Source organism: Mangrovivirga halotolerans (genome assembly GCF_026241165.1).
Taxonomy (GTDB): domain Bacteria; phylum Bacteroidota; class Bacteroidia; order Cytophagales; family Cyclobacteriaceae; genus Mangrovivirga; species Mangrovivirga halotolerans.
Genome location: NZ_JAPFQN010000005.1, coordinates 25,219 through 48,828 on the forward strand (window position 1 = coordinate 25,219; position 23,610 = coordinate 48,828).

At 35.4% G+C, this 23,610-nt stretch carries 13 protein-coding genes; 11 read left to right on the top strand and 2 right to left on the bottom strand.

Going from position 1 to position 23,610, the window contains the following annotated elements:
* Nucleotide 1 precedes the first annotated feature (1 nt).
* Entirely contained in the window at nt 2-1,105 is a 1,104-nt protein-coding gene (locus tag OO013_RS08085) for an AI-2E family transporter (RefSeq protein WP_266056263.1), read from the bottom strand.
* 171 nt (nt 1,106-1,276) lie between these two features.
* Between OO013_RS08085 and OO013_RS08090 the strand changes: the two genes are divergently transcribed.
* Nucleotides 1,277-2,002 carry a hypothetical protein gene (locus OO013_RS08090; protein ID WP_266056264.1) on the top strand — a complete coding sequence of 242 codons (726 nt, stop codon included), beginning with the start codon at nt 1,277-1,279 and terminating at the stop codon, nt 2,000-2,002.
* A 107-nt stretch (nt 2,003-2,109) separates the two neighbouring features.
* Nucleotides 2,110-3,354, top strand: a complete 1,245-nt coding sequence (locus tag OO013_RS08095; RefSeq protein ID WP_266056265.1) for a sensor histidine kinase — start codon at nt 2,110-2,112, stop codon at nt 3,352-3,354.
* Between the two features lie 18 nt (nt 3,355-3,372).
* On the opposite strand, the gene OO013_RS08100 is transcribed toward OO013_RS08095, so the two are convergent.
* The gene (locus tag OO013_RS08100; RefSeq protein ID WP_266056266.1) at nt 3,373-3,909 is read right to left on the bottom strand and encodes an OsmC family protein; all 537 of its coding nucleotides are present in this window, start codon (nt 3,907-3,909) and stop codon (nt 3,373-3,375) included.
* Between the two features lie 268 nt (nt 3,910-4,177).
* Between OO013_RS08100 and OO013_RS08105 the strand changes: the two genes are divergently transcribed.
* From OO013_RS08105 to OO013_RS08145, 9 genes are all read left to right on the top strand, one after another.
* Nucleotides 4,178-4,432: a hypothetical protein gene (locus OO013_RS08105; RefSeq protein WP_266056268.1), complete on the top strand. Its 255-nt coding sequence runs from the start codon at nt 4,178-4,180 to the stop codon at nt 4,430-4,432.
* A 166-nt stretch (nt 4,433-4,598) separates the two neighbouring features.
* The gene (locus tag OO013_RS08110) at nt 4,599-5,387 is read left to right on the top strand and encodes a hypothetical protein (RefSeq protein ID WP_266056270.1); all 789 of its coding nucleotides are present in this window, start codon (nt 4,599-4,601) and stop codon (nt 5,385-5,387) included.
* A gap of 11 nt (nt 5,388-5,398) precedes the next feature.
* Nucleotides 5,399-6,469, top strand: a complete 1,071-nt coding sequence (locus OO013_RS08115; RefSeq protein ID WP_266056271.1) for a PCMD domain-containing protein — start codon at nt 5,399-5,401, stop codon at nt 6,467-6,469.
* A 218-nt stretch (nt 6,470-6,687) separates the two neighbouring features.
* Complete coding sequence (locus OO013_RS08120) at nt 6,688-7,824, top strand: helix-turn-helix domain-containing protein (protein ID WP_266056274.1); 1,137 nt, start codon at nt 6,688-6,690, stop codon at nt 7,822-7,824.
* Between the two features lie 459 nt (nt 7,825-8,283).
* Complete coding sequence (locus tag OO013_RS08125) at nt 8,284-9,942, top strand: coiled-coil domain-containing protein (RefSeq protein WP_266056275.1); 1,659 nt, start codon at nt 8,284-8,286, stop codon at nt 9,940-9,942.
* A 131-nt stretch (nt 9,943-10,073) separates the two neighbouring features.
* Nucleotides 10,074-13,151: a SusC/RagA family TonB-linked outer membrane protein gene (locus OO013_RS08130; RefSeq protein WP_266056277.1), complete on the top strand. Its 3,078-nt coding sequence runs from the start codon at nt 10,074-10,076 to the stop codon at nt 13,149-13,151.
* Nucleotides 13,152-13,170: 19 nt separating this feature from the next.
* The gene (locus OO013_RS08135; protein WP_266056278.1) at nt 13,171-14,583 is read left to right on the top strand and encodes a RagB/SusD family nutrient uptake outer membrane protein; all 1,413 of its coding nucleotides are present in this window, start codon (nt 13,171-13,173) and stop codon (nt 14,581-14,583) included.
* 13 nt (nt 14,584-14,596) lie between these two features.
* Nucleotides 14,597-16,060 carry an FISUMP domain-containing protein gene (locus tag OO013_RS08140; RefSeq protein WP_266056280.1) on the top strand — a complete coding sequence of 488 codons (1,464 nt, stop codon included), beginning with the start codon at nt 14,597-14,599 and terminating at the stop codon, nt 16,058-16,060.
* Nucleotides 16,061-16,099: 39 nt separating this feature from the next.
* Nucleotides 16,100-23,578 carry a S8 family serine peptidase gene (locus OO013_RS08145; protein WP_266056282.1) on the top strand — a complete coding sequence of 2,493 codons (7,479 nt, stop codon included), beginning with the start codon at nt 16,100-16,102 and terminating at the stop codon, nt 23,576-23,578.
* The last annotated feature ends 32 nt before the right edge of the window (nt 23,579-23,610 follow it).

Consider the following 23,610-nt stretch of genomic DNA (forward strand, 5'->3'; position numbering starts at 1 on the left):
TTTACGGTATCTTCGGTGAAGATTGTTTTTCGATATTTGCTTCCAACTCAACTTCATCCTTTGTTCCCAGAAGTATTGATATTGGTTTCATTTCAGGTACCTGATCGGCAATAAGCTTAAGTATTGCAGTAAATGGAACAAATAAGACCATACCTATTACTCCCCATATAATCCCCCCGGCAATAATCACGATCAATGTGATCAACGCATTAATCTTTAATTGTCGACTTACTGCAAGAGGAAAAATAATATTTGCTTCCAGAACCTGTACAATTGCAAAAATTAATACCACCCCAATAGGGTAGAGGATTGAATCATATTTCAACCAGGAAACAGCCATTGGTAAGAGAGCTCCCATTGTTATCCCGAGGTAGGGGATAAATGTTAAAATGGATGCTACAAAACCAAAGAAAACAGGATTCGGAATGCCTAAAAGGGCCAGTCCAATGCTATTCAAAATGCCAACTACTAAATAAACTATGCCCATTCCTTTGATGAACTTATAATATGTGATTATTACATCGGGTAATACTGTTTTAATATAATGTGATGCTGATTTGGGAAAAACCTCATATAAAAAGCTTACTAATACTCTGCGGTAATAAAGTATCAGTACAACATATACGGGAATGAGGACAATTAAAACCAGAGAAACTGATGACTGGTAAATTGTGGATGGTATCAAAGGAAGAATATAAGCTGAGAAATAGTCCATCAGACTCTCAATTAATCCTTTGTCATTTTTTATGAACACTTTCATCCATGATTCTGATGCTTTGTTTTCAGTAGTTTGGATCCAGGTTTCCAGTTTACCCGACAGTGCAGGCCATTCTTTCATAAATTCCGAAAACTGGTATCCGAGTAGGGCTATAATTGCGCTTATGGTAAGTAAAAAAAGGAAGAGACTAATTAAAATAGCTGATAACTGTGGGATGTGATGATTCTCCAGCCATTTACAAGCTGGGTAAAGTATGAAACAGATAAAAAGAGCAACACTGAGTGGAATAAACAGGGGCTTGCCAAAATATAGTAGCAGCACAATAAAAAACATATATTGCAATGCTCTAAGCAGGTTATCTCCGGTAATGGCTTTTGAATTTGCCATAATAACACATTTTCGATTTAAATGTTGGGTGTAAATAAAAATAATTGAAAGTCAATGTTTTACTTATGATGACAGTCAGAATTTGAGGTGACGTTGGTCAGAGGGGTAGTGAATGTAATTGAAATTGTAGATTTTTCTTTATATTGCTACAATCAATTTGTCAGGAAGATTATGAAAAAAATCAGCTTCTTTTTCATAATGAGTATTTTCTTTTTAATCGTCCTGTTACTGGGCTTTTATCAAAGCTTTATCTTTCGACCATATTTTAGAGATACTCATTTACCTTTCTACCTGATTACTCATGGAATACTATTAATAATCTGGTTTCTGGTATATTTTCATCAGAATTACCTGGTAGCTAAAGGTAAATTGATTTCTCATCAAAGAAATGGAAAATATTGGTTCGTTCTTGCTATTCTGATTACGCTCGCTAATCTCAATGTTCTAATATTTATTTCAAAAGAAAGTATTCTGGAACAGGAAACATATTATTACCAGGTAAGAACGATAGAAAATGTTTCCCCGCTAGTAATTGGTAATTTATACCTTACCTTGTCAAGTGTTGGATTTTTATTTGTCGCTTATTTTAAGCGATTAAAAAAACACGTTCATAAAAGGGCAATATTTGCAGTTTCTTTAATCTGGTTACAACCTGCATGGGACCGGGCAATCAGGCCGCTGAAGCTGAATGAGATACAAGAATTCTTACCTTTTTTTATAATATATATTATTCCGGTAATTTTAATAGTTTATGATTATATAAAGCTAAAACGAATAATGACTGTCTCAGTAGCTTTTCTGATCGTAGAATTATTAACCATTCCCATTGTGTTTACCCTGATTGATCTCGGGCTTGCAGAAAAGATAGTTTTGGGAATTGGTCGAATTATTATCTAAGTATATTTCGTTTTATAAACTTCTCTTTTTCTATAAAAACAATATGGATATTAGGAATTTAATAATAATTAGTATTATATTCCTTATGAGCCATATTATAACAACTCATGCTGTCGGTTATCATAAAGCAAAGTGTAAGTGGAATTGAAAATCAATTTGAAAGAACCCGGATAGTTGCTACAATTTATATAGCATTAATACTTATAATTCTATGCTTTTTACTTTTTGTAAGTTGCCTGATTTATCAGGTAATTAACATGGCCATATTAAATGCAATTGTTATTATCGTTAGTCTTGTTACGATATATTTATGTAGAATACATAAAGGAAATATAGCTAAAAACCTGTTGTTGGCAACATTAATTCCTCTTGTTGTACTTGGTATTCACCTTGCATTTAATGACCTCAGATTTACAGATACGGAAAATTTTTTATTCGTAGTAATGGTGGTAGCTGTCTTCTTATTAGATGGCATCATTGAAAAGATCGTTTCTACTATAACAGTAATCTTTTTTATTTATTTCAAGCATTTAAAATACACATTAAAACCTGAGGATTTTAACAGTCCTGAATTCTTACTAATTATTAATTCAATAGGAGTGATAGTGATTTCCTATTTGGTGATGATTCTGTTAAAAAAATTGCTTGAGTCAATTATAATTAAATTAAATAAAGCCAATGAAGATCAAAACAGGCTTATTAATATAATATCACATGATATCAGAAGCCCTATAAGAACTTTTGAAGCTTTATTAGATGCATATTTAAAAGGGTACATTACAGAGAAGGAATTACTAGAAAATTCGGAATCTATAAAGACAAAAATAACGCCTTTAAAGGATATGATCGATGAGCTCCTTTATTGGTCTTTAAATCAACTAAAAGGCCTTAAGTGTAATCCCTCAAAAATTGATCTAGAGGAAGAGCTAGATAAATTATTAATACAATTAAAACCTGAATCAACAGCAAAGAACATCGAAATAGTTAAAGAACTTAATCAAAAAGATGTCTATGCAGATCCAAATCATTTTAAAATAATAGCTCGAAACATAATTCATAATTCGATAAAATATTCCCCGGAAAATTCTACTATCAAACTGATTTCAAATGCAGATGAGAAGTCAACCTCATTAATAGTTTCAGATGAAGGAAAAGGTATGTCTGAAGAACAAATATGTAAAATCATGAACCAGGATATCTCTGTACTAACCAAAGGAACCAAAGGTGAGGTAGGAAAGGGGGTTGGTCTGACATTTTGTATTCACTTATTGAAATTAAATAAAGGTGAAGTAAATATTAAGAGCGTAGTAAATGAAGGAACGAGATTTCAAATTGACCTTCCAAATAGATAATTCTCTTATTAACTTCAATTATTCATCCAATGTGAAATCAATATATATTGGCAATGCCTTTATAAGAGTCTGATAAATAATACAACAACTTTCTGTTCCTTTAATTAATTTCTTTATTAATTCAGTATCCGAATCATTGTCTACTTTAAGTTTTACTTCAAGAAACATTCTCTGAAAATTAACAGGAACATCCTTATTTATCATCAATGTACCTCTAACATCTACATCTGCAGTTGCTCTGACGAAAGTATTTATTAAAGTGATTTGCAACCGGTTTGCTATTAACCTTAAAGTTGATTCAAAGCAAGATGCCAATGATGCACATAGCAAATCACCCGGATTGGGATAATCGTGCAAACCACCTACAGCCCGGTGAACTCCAATTTTAAACGGAACTTGCAACTCTTCATTAATGAACACTTCTGTATGAAATGGATCCTTTAAACTCTTACCCTCTATGAAAGCTACATCTGTTATAGATGCTTTTTCCGGATGAATTTTATAGTCCTCAATGAGAGGAACCTGATTTTTTAATACAATAGACTGATTTCTCATGATAAGGTAGTAGTGCCGTAAGGATGTATAATGATTAAAAGGGTTTTCTGATCTGATAATAATTACAAATAATTTACGAATTGCTACTCTAATATTTTATTAAACTTCATAAAGAAAACAATTCCTCGAAGAAACCTGAGTGATTATTGATATACCCAACTCTGGGTATTTACTTAATATTAAATGTTTAGTACTTTTAAAATAACCCGGTAAGGGCTAATCATCAACTATCGCGATTCATTTATTTCAAAACTAAAATCCTACAACTATGCCACATTATGCTCAGGGAACAACCGGATGGACAAAGCTTAAAGGATATCAGGCTTTATGGGATCCAAAGATTGATCTTGGAAAATTTTACTTTACTACATTCGAAGGAAAACGCCAGGAAACACCCTATATGACTGCTGAAAACTTTGCCAGGGTAATTGATATTTTAAGAAATGAAAAACCTGTTTATGGAAATGCAAGTACAGGATCAGTGACTACTGCCGGGGAGGAAGTAGGAGAAGAAGAAACATGAAAATAAGTATTCAATTTTAACCTTTATTTGAGCACAAGTAAATCTTGTGCTTTTTATTTTAAGCGATATTAAAAGTACTTATGTGTTGATTGTGAAATTCTAATATATAATGTAAATTCTATTAGAATTAATTAGGTGTTAAACAACCTATAAATCATCTCGATTCATGAAAACAGACTTTTTTTCAAATACTTATTCAAGATTTATTCTTTTAGTTGTTTTAATGCTTATAAAACCAAATTTCATCTATTCCCAAAATAATCAGGACACTGTTAAATATACACCTTACGAATTGTTGTCCAGCTATTATAATCAGGGATTTAAACCTTTTGCCAAGAGGAATTTTTATGTTGGGTTAGCATTTTCGTTAGAAGATAGAAAATTAACTAACACCAATGATATTTTTCAGCAGGTAATTGATGGTGAACGATTAAATTATAACATCCTGTTAAAAGGGGGGTACTATACCGGAGATTTCGGGATGGCAGGTATTTCCTTTAATTATTATCAGAATAAATTTCAAGGGGAAGTTTTCCGTAATCCTGATACCCTTCAATCTAATTCAATTACAAGGGGATTCGCGATTATCCCCAATTTTCGTTCATCAGTCCCGTTGACTAAAAATAATCGGCTAAGCTTTTTTACAATGCTTGAACTCAGGTTTGGGAGGAGTAATACACTGAGCAGAAATATTAAAAATATAGATGAGGTAGAAAAGATATATGGAACCGATTATAATTTTCGTGTTGGATTAAGTCCTGGTCTTACATTTTTCGTAATGGAAGCCTTTGCTCTTGAGGTTCAACTGGATGTATTAGGATATGAATTAAATGTAGAAGAAAGCAGGTTGAATAATAATGAACCTTCAAGGGTTATCAGACAAAATGTAGATTTTAATATTAATCTTTTATCACTCCAACTCGGGTTGGCTTACTATTTCGGAGCCAAAAAATGATATAATACCCTATGAAAAACTTTTACTTTATATTCTTCAGCTTAATTGTCTTTTCTTGTGTAGATGAAGATTTTTTTGGGTTGTCAGATCAGGGCAATATAAAAAACCTGGTAGTTAGAAATCAGGCTAAAAATGCAGTGATCAATCGAAATGACAAGACCGTAGAAGTCGAAATTCCGGGTGGAGTTGATCTTACTGAAATTGAAATTCAAACTATCGAAATTTCCTCATTTGCCAGAGCAAATAAGAAAGCAGGTGATGTATTGAATTTAACTGATTCAGATCAGATTATTATTACAGCTGAAGATGGAACTATTTCCACCTGGACTATTACAGCTTTTGTAGCCTCATCAACACCACAGCTTGATAACGGAGATCTTAATTCGTGGTATCAAACAGCATCAGAATATTATGAACCCGGAGAAAGTGCGGCAAATACTATTTGGGGTACAGGAAATAAAGGGACACAGATATTAAATAAATTAGCTACTGTTCCAGAAGATCTGGGTAACGATAACCTGGCTGCCAAAATGATCACCCTTGATAATGGTTTATTAGGATCGACGTTTGGAGCACCTATAGCCGCCGGTTCTATATTCACTGGTGTATTTAATTCGGATAAGATCGATCCTTCAGACCCGGAAGCAGCGATTGAATTTGGCACACCATTTATCGGGCGTCCGATAAAACTAAAATTTAAATATCAGTATGAGCCCGGAAGTGAAAATAAGGACAGGAATGGAAATCTTCTTCCGTATTCTGATATGCTGGATATCTATGCTTTACTGGAAGTTCGTGCAAATGGGAAAACTGAAAGATTAGCCACTGCATGGTTTAGAAGTGGTGATCCTTTAGAGAATCTTGTAGAAAAAGAGGTTTTATTTACTTATGGAGAATTGGACAATAGCTTTCCGGATTATATGAAGCCAACAGACCACGGATATGTTAGTATGGATTCTGTAGAGTTTGTTCTCCCGACACACATTACTTTCGTAGCATCTTCAAGCTTTGGTGGTGCAGAATTTGCCGGGGCTATTGGCAGTACCTTAATTATTGATGATATTGAAATGGTTTATGAATGAAATAATAATTTTTTAAATATTTATTAACAATAATATGACGTGAATAAATGTAATTATTTGGGTTTTAGGCTCATTTTTCAAAACATAAAAATCTATAATGTTTGAAAACTTCTTCCTAATTGATAATAATTGTATTTTAAATTAATTTGATCATTTAAAAGTGATTTAACAATTTCGGTCAAATCAAATTACATTATTACCTTTGGTTAGCCTCAATAATGATAATAGACAACTATTTTGAATTGGTATTGATGATGGGGGCGGTTTTATCCTTCCTGTTATCAGTTTATCTGATATTTTATCCAGGTAATTTCTTTCCCAATAGAATTCTGGGAGTACTTGTGTTTTCCTGGTCTGTTACTGTTATGCTGTTCATCGTACAGTCACCACAGTTTTTTAATAAATTCCCGCATTTATACGCTTTGCCCGATGTATTTGTTCTCCTCTTTTTTCCTTTAATGTATTTATACTTGAGGAACTATCTCTATCGGGAAATAAAGAAACCTGGGTTACAAATCCTTCATTATATCCCTGCAATTCTATATCTGATCTTATTAACACCCTTTTTTATAGAATCTGGAGATGAAAAAAGAAGAATGCTTCAGGAGGGAATGCCAGCCTGGTTCAGAACTGTTCAGGCAATTTTTAATATAGTAATCATATTCCAGGGAGTTTTTTACAGCATTTTTTGTTTACGGACTATACATCATTTCCAATATTTCAGAAAAAAGCATTTGACTGATCTTCAAATGGAAACCTTAAAATGGCTGCGAACCTTTGTTATAATTAATATATTCCTATGGATGATAGGTACGACAGGGGCTATTTTTGAAATATTAGGGGTCACCATATTTGTCGATTTATTTAAAGTATTTTATGCTGGCTTGACGATTTTTACTATAATGCTGGGTGTATTCACGATCAAAAGGCCAGAACTTTTTTCTGAGTCCGAGGATATCAGAAAGATATTAGATCTTACTGGTATTAATGAAGTAAAACGAGAAATAACTTCTCAAAATAATCAGGATTACGAAACACTTTCAAAATATATATCAGATCAAAAGCCCTTTCTAATCAATGATCTTAAAATGCAGGATCTTGTTGAATCAACCGGTATTACCTATAAGCGGATCTCTGAAGTGTTCAATAAAAATTACAATAAGACATTTTATGAAGTCATGAATGAATACAGGCTTGAAGAAGCTAAGAAATTGATTAATGAAGGCTTTCATGAAAAGCATACCCTTAACTATCTTGCTGAAAAAGCTGGCTTCAACTCCAAAACTACCTTTAATAGAATTTTCAAGAAGTATACTGGATTAACTCCTTCGGATTACATTAAGAGTATTGAATAGAAAATTATTTATTTAGTTTTATTTAATTGTTGCTATAGATCCTTAGTATAAATATTCTTACTATCCCTAAACCAAAGAGACACATGCTTTTTTCAAAGAGCTATTAATTCAAATTATATTTTTTGATGTAAGTCAATTCCGTTGTGAAATTCAAATCTTGAAAAGATTCAATTATAATTTTTGGATATTTGATAAGAGATCTATCGTTTACCATTTTAATTAGTCTACATTTCTATACATAATTTACTGATAGTAGAGAACCTTTTACTAATTATACGTTTTTTCTGTATCTATTTTTAATCAACTGATATTCAGGGTTATAGATTGATAGTGTCAATTAAAACCTGGTGCCAATTCATGCATTGGTACATCAAGTCGGTCAGTGAATCCTTGCCAGGAAAGTGATGTCATAAATTGCTAGAGCAAACCAAATCAATATTTTATCTAAATCTATAATTTATGAAAATTAGAATTTTTTCGTGCTTAGCACTGGCCTTCATAATGACCCTTAGCGGTTGTATGAAAGATGATCTTGAAGATCTTCAAAATCAAATTGACGATTTAAATACTAAAGTTGATGATTTAGAGCAAGCTCAACAGGAAGCTCTTCTTGCTGCTATAGCAAATCTTGAAGCAAGCCTTGCTGCATTAAACTCTGATCTTGTAGAAGATCTACAGTTACTTGAACAGGAAATAGCTGAAAATGCTAACGCAGTATATTATGGAAACGTAATTACTGCGGCTGATTATGATTCATTAGTAGCTCAGGGTGCAACTATCATTACAGGTAAAGTAGTTGTAAATAATGATGGTAATGTACAAGACCTTGCTGGAATTAAGCTTATAGGTAAGGATCTTGAAATCAACGATGGTACAGCTATCACAATGGAAAGCCTTCAAAGCATTGGTGAAGACCTGATCATTTCAGGAGTTGCTACTGAAGCTTCAGTTAATTTAGCCAACCTTTCTTCTATAGGTGGTGATTTTCATGTCTTGAGTAATGACGGGTTAACTGAAATTGTTATGGATGAGCTTGTACTTGTTTCTGGAGAATTAATGACAGAGACAAATGACATGCTTACAAAAATTTCTTTTGCAAAACTTGATCAGGTTGATGATCTATATATCAATGGAAGATTAACTGAAGACCCTAATTATTTATTCTTCGGTCAAATTACTTATTTAGACCTTTCAGCTACTGATGTTTCTAATGATGTCATGGTTTCATACATCGGAAACGCACCTTCTGCTACATTTGGTAAAGTAGGTGGGGACTTTGAATTCAGAAATAATTTAATTGTTAGCCTTGATGTTGCTTCACCAACTGTTGGAGGTGACTTCATTATTGAAAGCAATGCAAGATTAACTTCCATTGAAACGTCAATGATAGAATCTATCGAAGGTAATATTAAATTTCTTTACAATGATAATTCAATCTTCTGGGAGGAAACTGAAAGAAGTGGTTTAACAGCTATTCCTTCATTCGAAGCATTAACATTTATCGGCGGAAACATTGAAATCACAAGTAACAAAGCTATATCTACGATAGAGGCATTTAATAATGTTACTGAGATGACAGGTTCTAACATTAAGTTTGAATCAAATGGTTCTAATATTGATAACATCCTTGTTTTTAATTCACTTGTTTCTTCTGGAGCAAGTCAATGGAGTAATGCAAGTGTTAGAATTTATGAGAAAACAAATTGGTTTGATGGATTCAATGCCATTGAAAATCTATTAAATGTTGACATAACTGTACAAGCACCAACTGAAGCGGGTGGTGGATTTGGACCATTTGAAGTAGGCGGACCTGTAAAGGTTGATGGTTTTAATGCACTAACTCAGGTTTCTACAATGAAACTGAACGTAATGGAAATCAATGAATTCAATGCGTTCCAATCTATGGACAACTTCCAGAATTTCCAGGAATATTTAACTGTTTATATGCCAACTGATGAAACTGTAGGAATGTGTTCAATGGAACCAATTTTTACAAAAATCAAGAATGGTGATTTTGAAAACTGGAACGGTACTAGAGTAGCAAAATTTTATATGAACTATTCCGAAATGGATAGAGATGCTGCTATCGACCAACTACTTGCACCTTGTGCATTATAATGCAATAGGTTTAGAATGACGAATTCCCTGGTATACTTTCTGAGTATACCGGGAATTTTTTCTAATCAAATAATTTATGATCCTGATTGCCTTAAAAGATCAGCGCATCTGAAAAAAACAATATTTCAAGAATGAAAAGACTAATAGGCTGCTTTGTGTTATTCTACCTTCTTGGGGCGAATGTAATATTCGCGCAAGAGCTTGCAGTAGAGGGTAAAGTAAAAGATGAAAATGGAGAGTTTCTTCCCGGAGTAAATGTTGTTATAGAAGGCACTACCCAGGGAACGGTGACTAATTTTAATGGGTACTATACATTAACTGTCCCTGACAAAGATTCAAAGCTTGTCTTTTCTTTTATTGGTACCGAAACAGTTGTAGTTCCTGTAAATAACAGGTCTACAATAAATGTTACATTAAAACAAACGGTACAGGAACTGGAATCTGTTATGGTAGTTGCCTATGGTACTACTACTGAAGAAGCATATACGGGAGCGGCATCAGTTGTGGATAGCAAGGTAATTGAAAACAGACCGGTAACATCGTTTGAAAAATCACTTCAGGGAACTACACCAGGGTTAATGGTTTCCAGTAGTTCAGGACAACCGGGGTCGGGTTCTACAATCCGAATTCGAGGTATAGGTTCTTTAAGTGCAAGTAGCGCGCCATTATTTGTGCTTGACGGAATCCCAATGTCCGGATCAATAACAGATATCAACCCCAACGATATCGAAAGTATTACAGTGCTTAAGGATGCAGCAGCATCTTCACTTTATGGTTCCAGAGCAGCAAATGGTGTTGTTCTTATCACGACTAAACAAGGAAAAGCAGGCTCCACTAAGATCAGCTTTAATAGCCAGATGGGAGTTTCTCAAAGAATTTCAAAGGGATACGATCTAATGAATTCAACTCAGTTTTATGAGCATTCATGGATGGGTCTCTATAATCAGGCATTGATCAATGGAGAATCTATTGATGATGCCAGAGCTTATGCTCATGCTAATGTAAAAGAAACCGTTGGATACAATCCATTTGGTGTGGATAATCCATTAGATAATAACGGACAACTTATACCAGGTACACAGATTCTTACCGATACAGATTGGCGAGATGAAATATATAAAAACGGGATCATACAAAATCACAACCTGAGTATTTCAGGTGGATCCGATCTTACCAAAGTATTTTTATCACTAGGTTATTTTAGCGATTCTGGAATTACTTTAGGCTCTGATTTTAAGAGAATTTCGAATAAGATCAATGTTTCACACAAGATCAATAGTTTCCTGGAGGCAGGTTTAAATTCTCACTTATCCTATTCTAAAACCAATGCCCCTCCTAGTGGCTCAGGTGGAGCTAACCCTGTGAGATCTGCCGAGGTTATTAATGCGGCATCTCCTGTTTATAACGAATTCGGAGAGTACGAGTGGGGTAATAAAGCAGTATTTGATTTTAACCCGGTTGGATTAGCAGAACTTGATCAATATAAGTATGATACAAAAAGAGCTGTCGTCAATACTTATTTAAATGTTAAAATATCTCCTTCTTTTAATTTCAGAACATCAGCAGGTATAGATAACAGTATTAATAATGGATTAAACTACTATAATCCATATCATGGAAATGGTGCAGGTGTTAATGGTCGTACTGCAACATCTAACACTGATAATTTCGGGTGGAACATTTCAAATATTTTAACCTACTCGAAGGCAACAAATAATTCCTATTTTGAAGCATTGATTGGTCAGGAAGCACTTGGTCAGGATGTTTCTATTTTATCAGCCGGTGTAACCGACTTTTCTGTTCCGGGCAGACCGGAATTGGTATGGGGTTCTAAACCAGGGCAACCATCAAGCGCTACGTATTCATGGACTATGGCATCATATCTGTCACAGATAAAATATGATCTCAATGATAAATATTTCTTTTCAACCAGTGCCAGAATGGACGGTAGTTCAAGGTTTGGAAAGAATAATAAGTATGGATTGTTTTATTCAGTAGGGTTTGGATGGCAATTAACTCAGGAAGACTGGATGCCTGAATTCAAATGGCTGGATAATGCAAAACTGAGAGTGAGTTATGGTACCTCCGGAAATAATAATATTGGAAATTATGCCTCACTGGGACTTTATGGTAGTGGAGCTAATTATGGTGGATACCCGGGCTTAACTCCGACACAATTAGCTAATGAAGATTTAAGCTGGGAGAAAATTAAAAGTTTGAATGTTGGTCTTGAGCTTAATCTATTCAGAAAATTAGATGCTTCAATAGAATTTTATAATCGAAATTCCAATGGGTTGTTATTCGCCAGGCCATTATCTGCCGGAACTGGTTTTGGATCAATAATATCGAACCTTGGAGCCATGAAGAATACAGGGGTTGAAACAGCACTGAATTACAGGTTGATAGAAAATAAGAATGTATTTAGTTCTATAGGATTTAATATCTCTTTTAACACAAATGAAATTCTTGAGCTTACTACGGAACAAATCGTTTCTGGCACAAAATTATTAGAAGAGGGGAGTAGTATTTACCAATTCTACATGCGGGAATGGGCAGGAGTGAATCCTGATAATGGAAGACCGATGTGGTATGTGAATGCAGATTCAGATGACAGAGAGGATAATACACTTCCTTCAAGTGCATACGAAGACCCATTAGGATCAGGAAGAAATGTTACCAGTGATTATAATGATGCTGAAAGAAAGCGACTGGGCACTTCATTACCTAAAGCTTTTGGCGGATTGAATTATAGCCTGAATTACAAGAATTTTGAATTAAGCATGTATTTCTTTTATAGTCTTGGTGGTCAGGTCTACAATAATGATTATGCTACAAACATGCATGATGGTACACAGCCTGGCTCAAACCTTGCAACTGATGCATTGAATGCCTGGACTCCAAATAACAGGTATACAGATGTTCCTCGATATGTTAAGAATAATATGGATGAATCAAATCAAATGTCATCCAGATTTATCGAAGATGCTTCTTATTTAAGATTAAAGAACATTACTATCGGATATAATTTCCCATCGAGTTTATACGAATCACTCAAAATCAGAAATCTGAAAGCATTCTTATCAGGAGAAAACTTATTTACCCTGACAAAATACAGAGGATATGATCCGGAAGTAGCCATTAACGGAACGACAAGTAATACGATACCTGGTACAAAAGTTATCACTTTGGGACTGAAAGTTGAGCTATAGAATATTGAAGATATATATTATGAAGAAATATACGATTACCCTGATTAGATCATTGTTTTTGCTTTTTGTATTAGCAGGATGTGGAGAAGATTTCCTGGAACAAGAACCGACAGATTCAATTTCTGAGGAAAAAGTTTTTGATTCTTATATCACCGCTAATTCAGCATTGATTGGCGTTTATAATCAATTAAGCAGCTTCAATTTTGAAGGTCTGTATAACCCGATCATGTCTGATATTATGGGTGAAGACATTATGATCAATTCTGTTGATAACTGGAATTGGTTCGTTCCTGTATATCAGATGAATGTACTGCCTAATTACTCCTATATAGATAATCCATGGTGGTCAGGATATAAGCTGATTCATGATGCAAACCAGATCATTGACAATGCCATTTTTATTCCTGATGCGACAAGCGATCAGATCGATGAATTAACTGGTCAGGCAAGGGTATTAAGAGCTTATGCAATGTTGAAATTAGCACAGATGTACAGTGTAGCTTATTCTAAAGATCCATCAGCACCTTCGATCTTGCTTAATACTGATTCTGAAATTACCGATTCCGGATTTAGTAGAGCTTCATTAACTGATGTATATGAACAAATTGAAAATGATCTGTTGACAGCAATTTCGCAGTTAGATAATAATACAGATAAGGGATTTTTCGATAAAAGAGCGGCTCAGGCAGTATTAGCCAGAGCTTACCTGGATATGGAAAACTGGCAGGGAGCAGCCGATATGGCGAATAGCGCTTCCGAGGGTATTACTTTGATGACCATCAATGAGCTATACAGCGGGTTTAATACACGAAATTCAGAAACCATATACTCTATCGCTTACACGCAGGAGGATAATAATGTTTATCTGTCTATACCATCATTTTACTGGCCAGTAGCAGGGTATAGTTCAATGAGAGCTAATGATGAGTTCGTGAATAAGTTCTCAAATGGAGATGCTAGAAAGGGCTTTTTCTTAAAAGTAGCTGAGATTGATCCGGATAGAAACCTGATTGTGAAATTTGCTCACAATAATGCCGTGGGTAATGCTGAAAGAATTTGTATCAGGGCATCAGAAATGATCCTGATAGAAGCTGAAGCCGAAGCTGAATTGGGTAATTATACAAATTCACAAAATTTATTGTACAGAATTCAAAGTCGAGCTAACCCGGGTGTGATCAAAAGTACAGCTACCGGCCAGGCACTTATTGATGAGGTCTTACTTGAGCGTAGAAAGGAATTGTTTGGAGAAGGGTTCAGATGGAACGACATCAAAAGAAGGCAACTGCCATTTGTAAGAACTGGCGATCACTGGGTAACTCTGTCTTTTACAGCTCAAGACCCGGATTACTACCGCCTGACTTTTCCCATACCACAATCTGAGATTGATGCAAATGAGCTTTTAAGTAATGCAGATCAAAATGTTGGATATTAATATTAAAAAAGATATGCGAAAAGATAACTTTATTAAAATATTTAGAAGGAGTTATTCTTTTCTTCTGTTTATTTTCCTTTTGTATTCCTGCTCACCGGATGAAGAGGTATTTGATCTTAATCCAAATGCCGGACCAAGCTTTACCGATATAGAGAATGAAGGGTATGTCGTACAGTTAAATGCTGTGCCGGTAAAAGAACCGCTGGTCGGAACCTGGAGAATCTATATTGGTGAGAACGGGAGATTTGAGGATTTTAATAATCCCAGAACAAAATTTTATGGAGAGCCTGGGGAATCCTATCAATTAGGGTGGGAGGTAAGCAACGGAAATCAATATGAGGCTTCAACTATTACTGTATCCTTTAAGGCTATGGAACCGGTAATTTTGTCTCCAACTCAAAATATAGATACACTGTTTAATAATGTTTCTCACTACCTGAAGGCTGAAGAACCGAAGTTTGGGGCGACTGGCCATTGGGAAATCGTCACTGGTATTGGTGGCCGTATCGAGAATGCCCAACAGGCTGAGGCACAATTTATAGGAAAAGAATTTTCCAGCTATTCTTTAAAATGGGTTTTAACCTACGGTTCGAAAGTGGTTTCACAGGAAATATCATTCAGAACTGACGAATTAAGAGCCAATGCAGGGCCTGACCAATTAGATATTAAAAACGATAAAGAAGCAGTCAGAAAATTTTTCACATTGGAAGGGTTTTTACCTGCCGGAGCAACTGCAAGTTGGGAAGTCATTAGAAATAGTGATAAGGCTATACTTTATAATATCGACAACCCCAATTCATTAATTGAAGGAATAGCTGATTCACTATATACATTAATCTGGAAAGTTGACTTAGATGAATATTCTTCTACTGATACGGTGGATATACGATTCAGAGGAAAGTGGGGGATGTTCAAAGACTCTCGTGATAACCAGACCTATAAATATACTGAGATAAATGGCCTGGAGTGGATGGCAGAAAATTATAATTATGCTGCTAATCCTGGAAACGGATCATGGTATTATGGTTTTGCCTACAGAGCTGTTATCGAAGATGGTTTTGCTGTAGAAACAGAAGAAGACAGAAAGAAATACGGCAGGTTGTACGATTATTTTACAGCCAGGGATTTTGCCCCTGAAGGATGGAGACTGCCAACTCCCCAAGAGGTTCAGAATCTTATCATTTCATTAGGAGGGACGCTATATGCCAAAGAAGACTTAGTTGAAAATGGTTCTACAGGACTTGATCTTGATTACCCCGGACACTTGTCCTTTTCGAGTTTTAGCGATCCGGCATTTAGAAATGTATTTGTTGAACAGGATATGACCGGGTTATTCTGGACTGAAAGTTATGTTTCGACAAATGGATCTGCATATGCACTTTACATTTCTACACAGAGTAATGATATAGGAAATACTGTAATTCTAGCAGATTACTATGCCTTACCTGTACGCTATGTAAGGGAAGTGCAAAAGTAAAAATGCCATCTGTTATTTCGATTGATTAAAAATATTATTATGAATAGATTAACGATTATTGTCCTTGTTTTTTTCACATTCCTGGGAACTTTTCCTTTGGATGCGCAAATATCAGGAGATTCTGAATCTGTAGTGAGTGGGAAAGTAAGGATAAAATTTAAGGAGTCTGCTTTTGCTAATCAACAAAATATGCGATTAGCCCCATCAAATGAAAATACTGATGAGGTAGGAATCCAAAGTGTTGATGATGTTAGCAAAGTGGTTGGAATTACCAGGATAAAACGGGTTTTTCCTTTTTCTCCAAAATTTGAAGCCAAACATAGAAAGTATAACCTGCATCTATGGTATGAAGTAGAATTTGACAGTTCACAATCACCAGGAGAGGTTATTAAACAGTATGAAAGTCTGGCTGAAATTGATATTGTTAAACCGGTTTATAAAAAAACAAGAATTGATGCTGATAAGAAACCGGTGTTTTTTGATTCAGAGTCGTTCAGAAATGATAAATCAACGGCCGTAATGGCACAACAGAATTTCAATGACCCATTGATATCTGATCAGTGGCATTATGAAAGTGAAGACAGATATGGAGAAGAAAGTTCTGATATTGATTTATTTGAAGCCTGGGATATTACTACCGGAAGCTCAGATATAGTTGTCGCTATTGTTGATGAGGGAGTTGATTTTAACCACGAAGATCTTAAAGATAATATGTGGGTAAATGAAGCAGAGCTTTATGGTGAAGAGGGCGTTGATGACGATCAGAATGGTTATGTTGATGATATATATGGAACCAATTTTGTTGTTTATGGCCCGATTACTCCTGGTAATCATGGAACCCATGTAGCCGGAACAGTAGGAGCAGTAAGTAATAATGGTTTAGGTGTAGCTGGTGTAGCCGGAGGTGATGGTACAGGCAATGGTGTTAAACTTATGTCTACGCAGGTATTCGATGCCCGGAATAATGGAGGATTGAATTTTGCTGAAGCAATTGTATATGGCGCTGATAATGGTGCTGTGATCTCTCAAAACTCATGGGGTTACAACCGAGACGGTTTTTATGAGCCGGAAGTATTAGAGGCTATCCGTTACTTCATTGCAGAAGCAGGACAATATGAAGGCAGTCCGATGCAAGGAGGTATATTATTCTTTGCTACTGGTAATAGTGCAATCGAATCAATTAGATATCCAGGTGCTTTTGAAGAAGTTGTTGCCGTATCTGCAACTGGTCCTACAGGCTTCCCTGCTCCTTATACTAATTATGGCGATTGGGTAGATATCTCTGCGCCTGGTGGGGATATGACAAACTTTGACCAGGAAGGAGGAGTATTAAGTACGCTGGTGGGTGACCAATATGGTTATCTTGAAGGAACTTCAATGGCTTGTCCTCATGTATCGGGTGTGGCAGCTTTAGTGCTATCCAAATTTGGAGGAGATGGTTTTACACCTGATGACCTGAGAAGAATCATTGTAAATTCAACAAACCCTTTCAGATTTCAACACAATAATAAATATGGAAAAGGGATATTAAATGCAGTTAAAGCTTTAGTTGATGATAATCGTATTCCACCAAATCCAATCGCTGATCTAATTGCAAGTGAAATCTTTCATAATGAAATAAGACTTGAGTGGACAGTTCCTGATGATGAAGACGGTTTTAGTCCAACAAATTATCATTTATCAATTAGTAATGCCCCGATAACGGCTGCTAATTTTGATAATAATGCGGTATTCCTGATCGATAACAACAAAGCGACAGGAGAGAAATTTAATATTTCAATCAGTGGATTTATAAAGCAAACTGATTATTGGTTTGCAGTAAAATCGGCTGACCAGTTTGAGAATATTTCTGAGATTTCAAATGTACTTAAAGTTACAACGTCAAGTGAGCCACATTTCAAATCTTCTACAGATAGAGTACAGGTAGCCATTAACGTCAATGAATCTCCTTTAGCTAATGTCCCAATAACATTTTCAAATATTTCAGAAGGGATCATTTACTGGCAAACTTTAATTTCAAATGAAACTTACTTCAGGGAACCAGCTTCTTCTTCAGCAGCTTCTTCTGAACTTTATTATAATGAAGGGTTGGCAGAAACAGCCTCAGATATAGGGAATGGAATTGAATTTGACCCGGTTAGATATTTGACTGAAGAAGAAGCTTCGGCTAATACCTTCTCAACTCAAAAGCACTGGGAAAATGATGATACAGAATTCGTTGCAGGTCTGTCATATGAAAACGGTAATCCACCAGCAATATTGGCAGGCTCAGGAAATACTCAGGCAGGATTCATTTTTGCTACCCGATTTGATATCCCTTATGATTATTCATTTAATCTGACACATATTGAAGTAGCTCTTTTACCAGAAACGAATGAATATCCGATCCTGGTCGAAATCAAAAAAGGTTCAAGAGATGATGTCACCAGTGCTGAAACCGTGTATATGCAGGAGTATTATGCTGACACAACAAATGTATTTAAGTATTACAGGATACCACTATACAAACCACAGAAATTCCTGGATAACGAGTCTTTCTGGGTAGTGTTACACTATCCTAAAGAAATGCTTACTCCGATGGTGATGCAGTTTGAAGGTGGCGAATTTAATGATCGGTTTATCATGTCGAGAGATAATGGCAGAACCTATCGGTGGGCACAAGAACTGTTATTCAGGCCGATTACACCAATGCTACGCGTGTTTAGTACCGGTGAAAACGGATCATTTGTATTTCTTGATCCGAATGAGGGTGAAATTCCGCAGTTCTCTTCTCAGGATGTAAATATTACCGTTGATGCCAATGCACTAACAAACGGTAATCACCTTGCCTCAATCGGAATATTGACGAATGATATCCATAAACCGATAGCTAATATTGAATTAAAGCTTCATGTTCAAGGGCAGGTACCTGAATTAAACAATTCTGAAATATTTGAATATGAAGGTTTCAATAATGTTGATAATGATTATAGTCTTTTAATAGAAAACTCCGGGTATGGCGATCTCGACATTTATGGATACTCGTATTCATCGACCGGAATCACTACAACACTGTCTGATACAGTAACAGTCGGGGCTTTAGAAGATGTAGATTTTGATTTTACATACAAGCCTTCAACAACAGGGTTGATTAATGATAAACTGATTCTTAAAACAAATATAGGAGATGTTCCATTTAGTTTGAGGATCATTAGTCAAAATGAACCTTCTATGGCGCTAAGTCTGGCGTCTTCAAACATTAATGTTGAGTATGGTTCAAAAGCTGAAATTAGCCTTACTGTAACTAATTCATCAGCTGAACCTGTAGTTCTTGATTATGACCTGGAGCATTATAGTCTGGTTAAAAAACAAGCCGGGATCTTAGCTAAGAAACTGACATATTCTATAAAAACATCTGAAGATGCGGATGGACCTTCAACAGGTAAATGGGATGATATATCTGAAATAGGTACTCAGGTGGATAATCAGGAAATATATAATGGAGTTCCGGTAGGGTTTTCATTTCCTTTCTTTGATCAGCAGCTTGACATTATTAGACCTAATAATTTAGGTCAGATCAATGTTCTGAACTACCGGGCAATGGTTCCATTAAGAATAGATGTTAAACCTTTAGGTATTTCAGAATTCAGATACTTCTCTTTTGGTGACAGACTGGTATTATCATATGTCTGTGATTTAAAATATAACGGTCCTAGCGGTTATGCTGCTTATGGCGAACAGGTTGAGTATCAGATCGCTCTGTACAGAGATGGCACAGTAGAATACAGATATAAAGATGTTACTGATTTATTACCAGAGGATAGGTATAGAATCAATATGGTTGGTATCGAAACAAAAGATACTTTGATCGTAAAGGATTATGATGATCCGGCAATGCTGACCAATGGTTATGTGGTAAGTTTTGTTCCGAATAGAACTGTTTCGATGATATCAGAAACAAATACATTAAATGGATCTTTGCCGAGTGGAGCTTCTAAAACGGTAACACTTTATGCTGAACCCGAATCATTTGGCTTAAATGCAGGTACATATAATGAGTATATTCATGTGTATAATAATACTTCTGCAGGTGCTGATTCTATTCCGATTACTATAAACGTAACCGGTTGTGTGGATGTATCGGTCCAGGATTCCTTGAATTTTAATGACGTGGTTATATTAGGTCAGTCAGATACAAGATTTTTGATAATAGAAAATCAGTGTGCTGAAAAAATCACTTTGAATTCAGTGGTTAATAATATTCCTGAATTTTATCCTGTTAATGTTAATTTTCCACTAACTATAAATGGTAATTCAAAAGAATTGGTGCCAGTGGAATTCACCCCTGCAGCATCTTCAGAGTATACAGGTAAATTAACTTTTTCATTCGACGACTTGTCAACACATGAGGTTATTGTTACCGGAAATGGTCTCAGTGATGCTGAATATACATTTGATTTGCAAACCCCTGTTTCAGTAAGCCTTAAAGGAGGGGAGAAAACTACTGTTCCTTTTACCTTAACGAACACAGGTAATGACAAAGAATTGAATTTTATCTTTAAGAATGGTACTTATTCATCTATTGCAGATCTTGATTCAGGAAGAGCAATTGGTTCAAATGGTGAAGGTTTAATCGGAGAGTACGGATATTCTGTTGATATTAGTGATTCAACAAAAATTTTCCATAAATGGCAACCACTGGATCAGGATAAGAATAAGGTGGAACTTAACGATAATGGAAATTTAAAAATAGACCTTCCTTTCCAATTTCCATTTTATGGCAAAAAATACAGCTCTATCTGGATATCTAAAAACGGATATATTGCTGTCGAGGATCCTGAAAATGAGCCAATTAATGTTGATTTTGGGGCTAGTGAAGATTTTAAAGGTGTAATCGCTCCGTTTTGGACAAAACTACAACTCGATAATGGTAATGGTTTGAATTACAGCCTGGAAGATGATCAGCTCATTGTCCAATGGACCAATCTTCAGGCAGAAGGGGGCGGTACAATAAACCCGGGGAAAGTAACTTTTCAAGTTGAGATAAATAATGAAGGTGTTATTAAATTTCATTATATGGATATTTCCTCTTGGGGAGGTTTATTACTCTATGGATTAAAAAGCCCCGACGGTACTGAAATAGTTAGTACAGACCGGAATTATTTGATAGTCAATTGGGCTGATTTCACAAATAACTCAACGATGATAATAAATCCGCCTCAACATGGCGCGATAAATATCCTTTCTGATAAACAACTTAATCTGACTGTTTCAGCAGAAGACATTTATTATACCGGTGTATATTCAGATACCATTGAACTGCATACAAACAGCGCGGCACAATCTCTATTAAAGATTCCGGTTGAAATTAGTGTTTCTGAAGCACCTGTCTTATCCGTTACAGATTCCTTAATCAATAAAGAAGTGATCTTCAAGGAAGGGTTAGTCTTAACCAATGAGATTTCGTTGTTCAACCAGGGATATGGAGTGGTGTCAATTTCAAATATATCATTTGAGGGTCTGGAATCATTGACTGTTTATAATGAGGAAGGAAGCAAAATTGTTAAAAGTTCATCAGGTGATCTGTTAAGTCCTCTCAAAATTAATCCATGGGAGACTGTAGTTATTACAGTTGAGTATCCTGTATCTCAGCAAATTGATGTTTCGGGCAGCATAGTGTTCTCTGGCAATTTCGGCACAAAACAAACAGTTATTGAATCGGAAATTGTTGATTCACCAATCTTTAGCTGGAATGCAGAGGATCAGGCATATGAATTAGCCAACATTGAAAAAGAAAAGTATACTTTTAGAATTGAAAATAAGGGGGAAACTAGCCTTATGTTCAACGTTATTCCAGCTACAGTACCAGAGGCTAGTCCATTACCATCAGAACCATATATTTCTGAAAACACGGGAAATTATGATTTCAATAAAAGAGTAACTGTCGATTCACTGGCACATGATGTTTTGGAAGATGGTGATGGTGTATTCACCCCTTTTGCAGTTGGTGTAAACCTGGCATTTTCAAATCGCTTCGTGGCACCTGTGGGAGGATTTAATCTAACTCATATTAAGGCATATACATATTTAGCTTCAAGAGATGAACTAATTAAACTAATGGTATACGTCGGTGGAGAAAGCCCTCAGGATGGACAAAAAGTATACGAACAAGAGTTTGTAATAGATGAAAAAGTAGATGAGGAATGGATAATTTTCCCAATTGAAAAGCCTTTTACTATCCCTGAAGGACAAACTTTCTATGTGATAATTTCTCATCCAGTTGCTCCTAAGTACATGGGTATTGAATTCACAAAAGATGAAGAACGGCTTAAAAATAGTTTTTCTGGTGTTTATAGAGGGGAAGATCAGTATTACTGGTATAACGGTTATACACAAAATGAATATTTTGTATGGAAAATACGTGCTTTAACTGCTTCGGGTAAGAACCAATGGCTTACTCTTGACACAGAAGAGGGGACACTTTCAGGTGGTGAAAGTATTGATGTTACAGCAACCATTGATCCGGAAATAGCAGGTAAAGGAGCTCATTCTGGTAAAATATTGGTGTCATCAAATGACCTTAATTATCCGGATGATGAAGTGACCATTACATTAAAAGTAAATGGTAAACCTGAATTTGAGTTTTACCCTAATATGTATGAAGATACACTTGAAGTAGTTGAAACAGAATCAATAGTGTTCAACTATCTCTTTAAGGATCCGGAAAATGAGACAATGTCTATTTCGATAGAAGAAGGAACTTCTGATCTTGATTATGAATTAGTTCAAACAGGCCCTAATACTGCCCAGGTTTCAATAGATACAGATTATGAGAGCGGTGGATTGCATAAATTCAACATTGAAGTAGTAGATGTGAATGGTAATATAGCTTTTGATACAATTAAATTGAATGTTCTCGAGAAAAACAGGCCACCGGTATTTAATACTGAATTTGAGGTAATCACATTAAACCTGGCAGATACAAATCGGGCGTTGACCATTAACCCTGCTAATCTCTTTACAGATCCTGATGGCGATAATCTTCAACTATTAGCAGGTAATTATAACCCTGATATAGTGGACATGGCATTAGGTAATGAGAAAATAACCATGAGTCCGCTAAAAGTCGGTACAGCACAGGTTGTGTTTGGAGCTGATGATGGAAAAGAAGGTGGGTTTGTTTTATATCTTGTTTATGTGGTTGTAATAGATGATCCTGACGCTGTTAACGGTGTTCCAGATGGAAACATACCAGAACAGGAACTAGCTAAAGACGGCGGTATCCCGGCACTATTCTATCCTAATCCGGTTGAAAATCAGGCAGCGAAATTATACTATAAGCTGGAGCAAGAAAGCAATATCAGCATTGAGATATATGACTATAAAGGTCAGTTAATGCAAAGAAAGGATAAATATAATGTTGGTGTGGGAGATCATATAGAACATATCACATTCAACAATATTGCAGCGGGTATATACATCTGTATTTTAAAAACAGATAACATGCCTGAAAGAAGATTTAAAATAATAGTCAGGTGAAGTGTCTATTAATTTTCTGAAAATACCCGGGA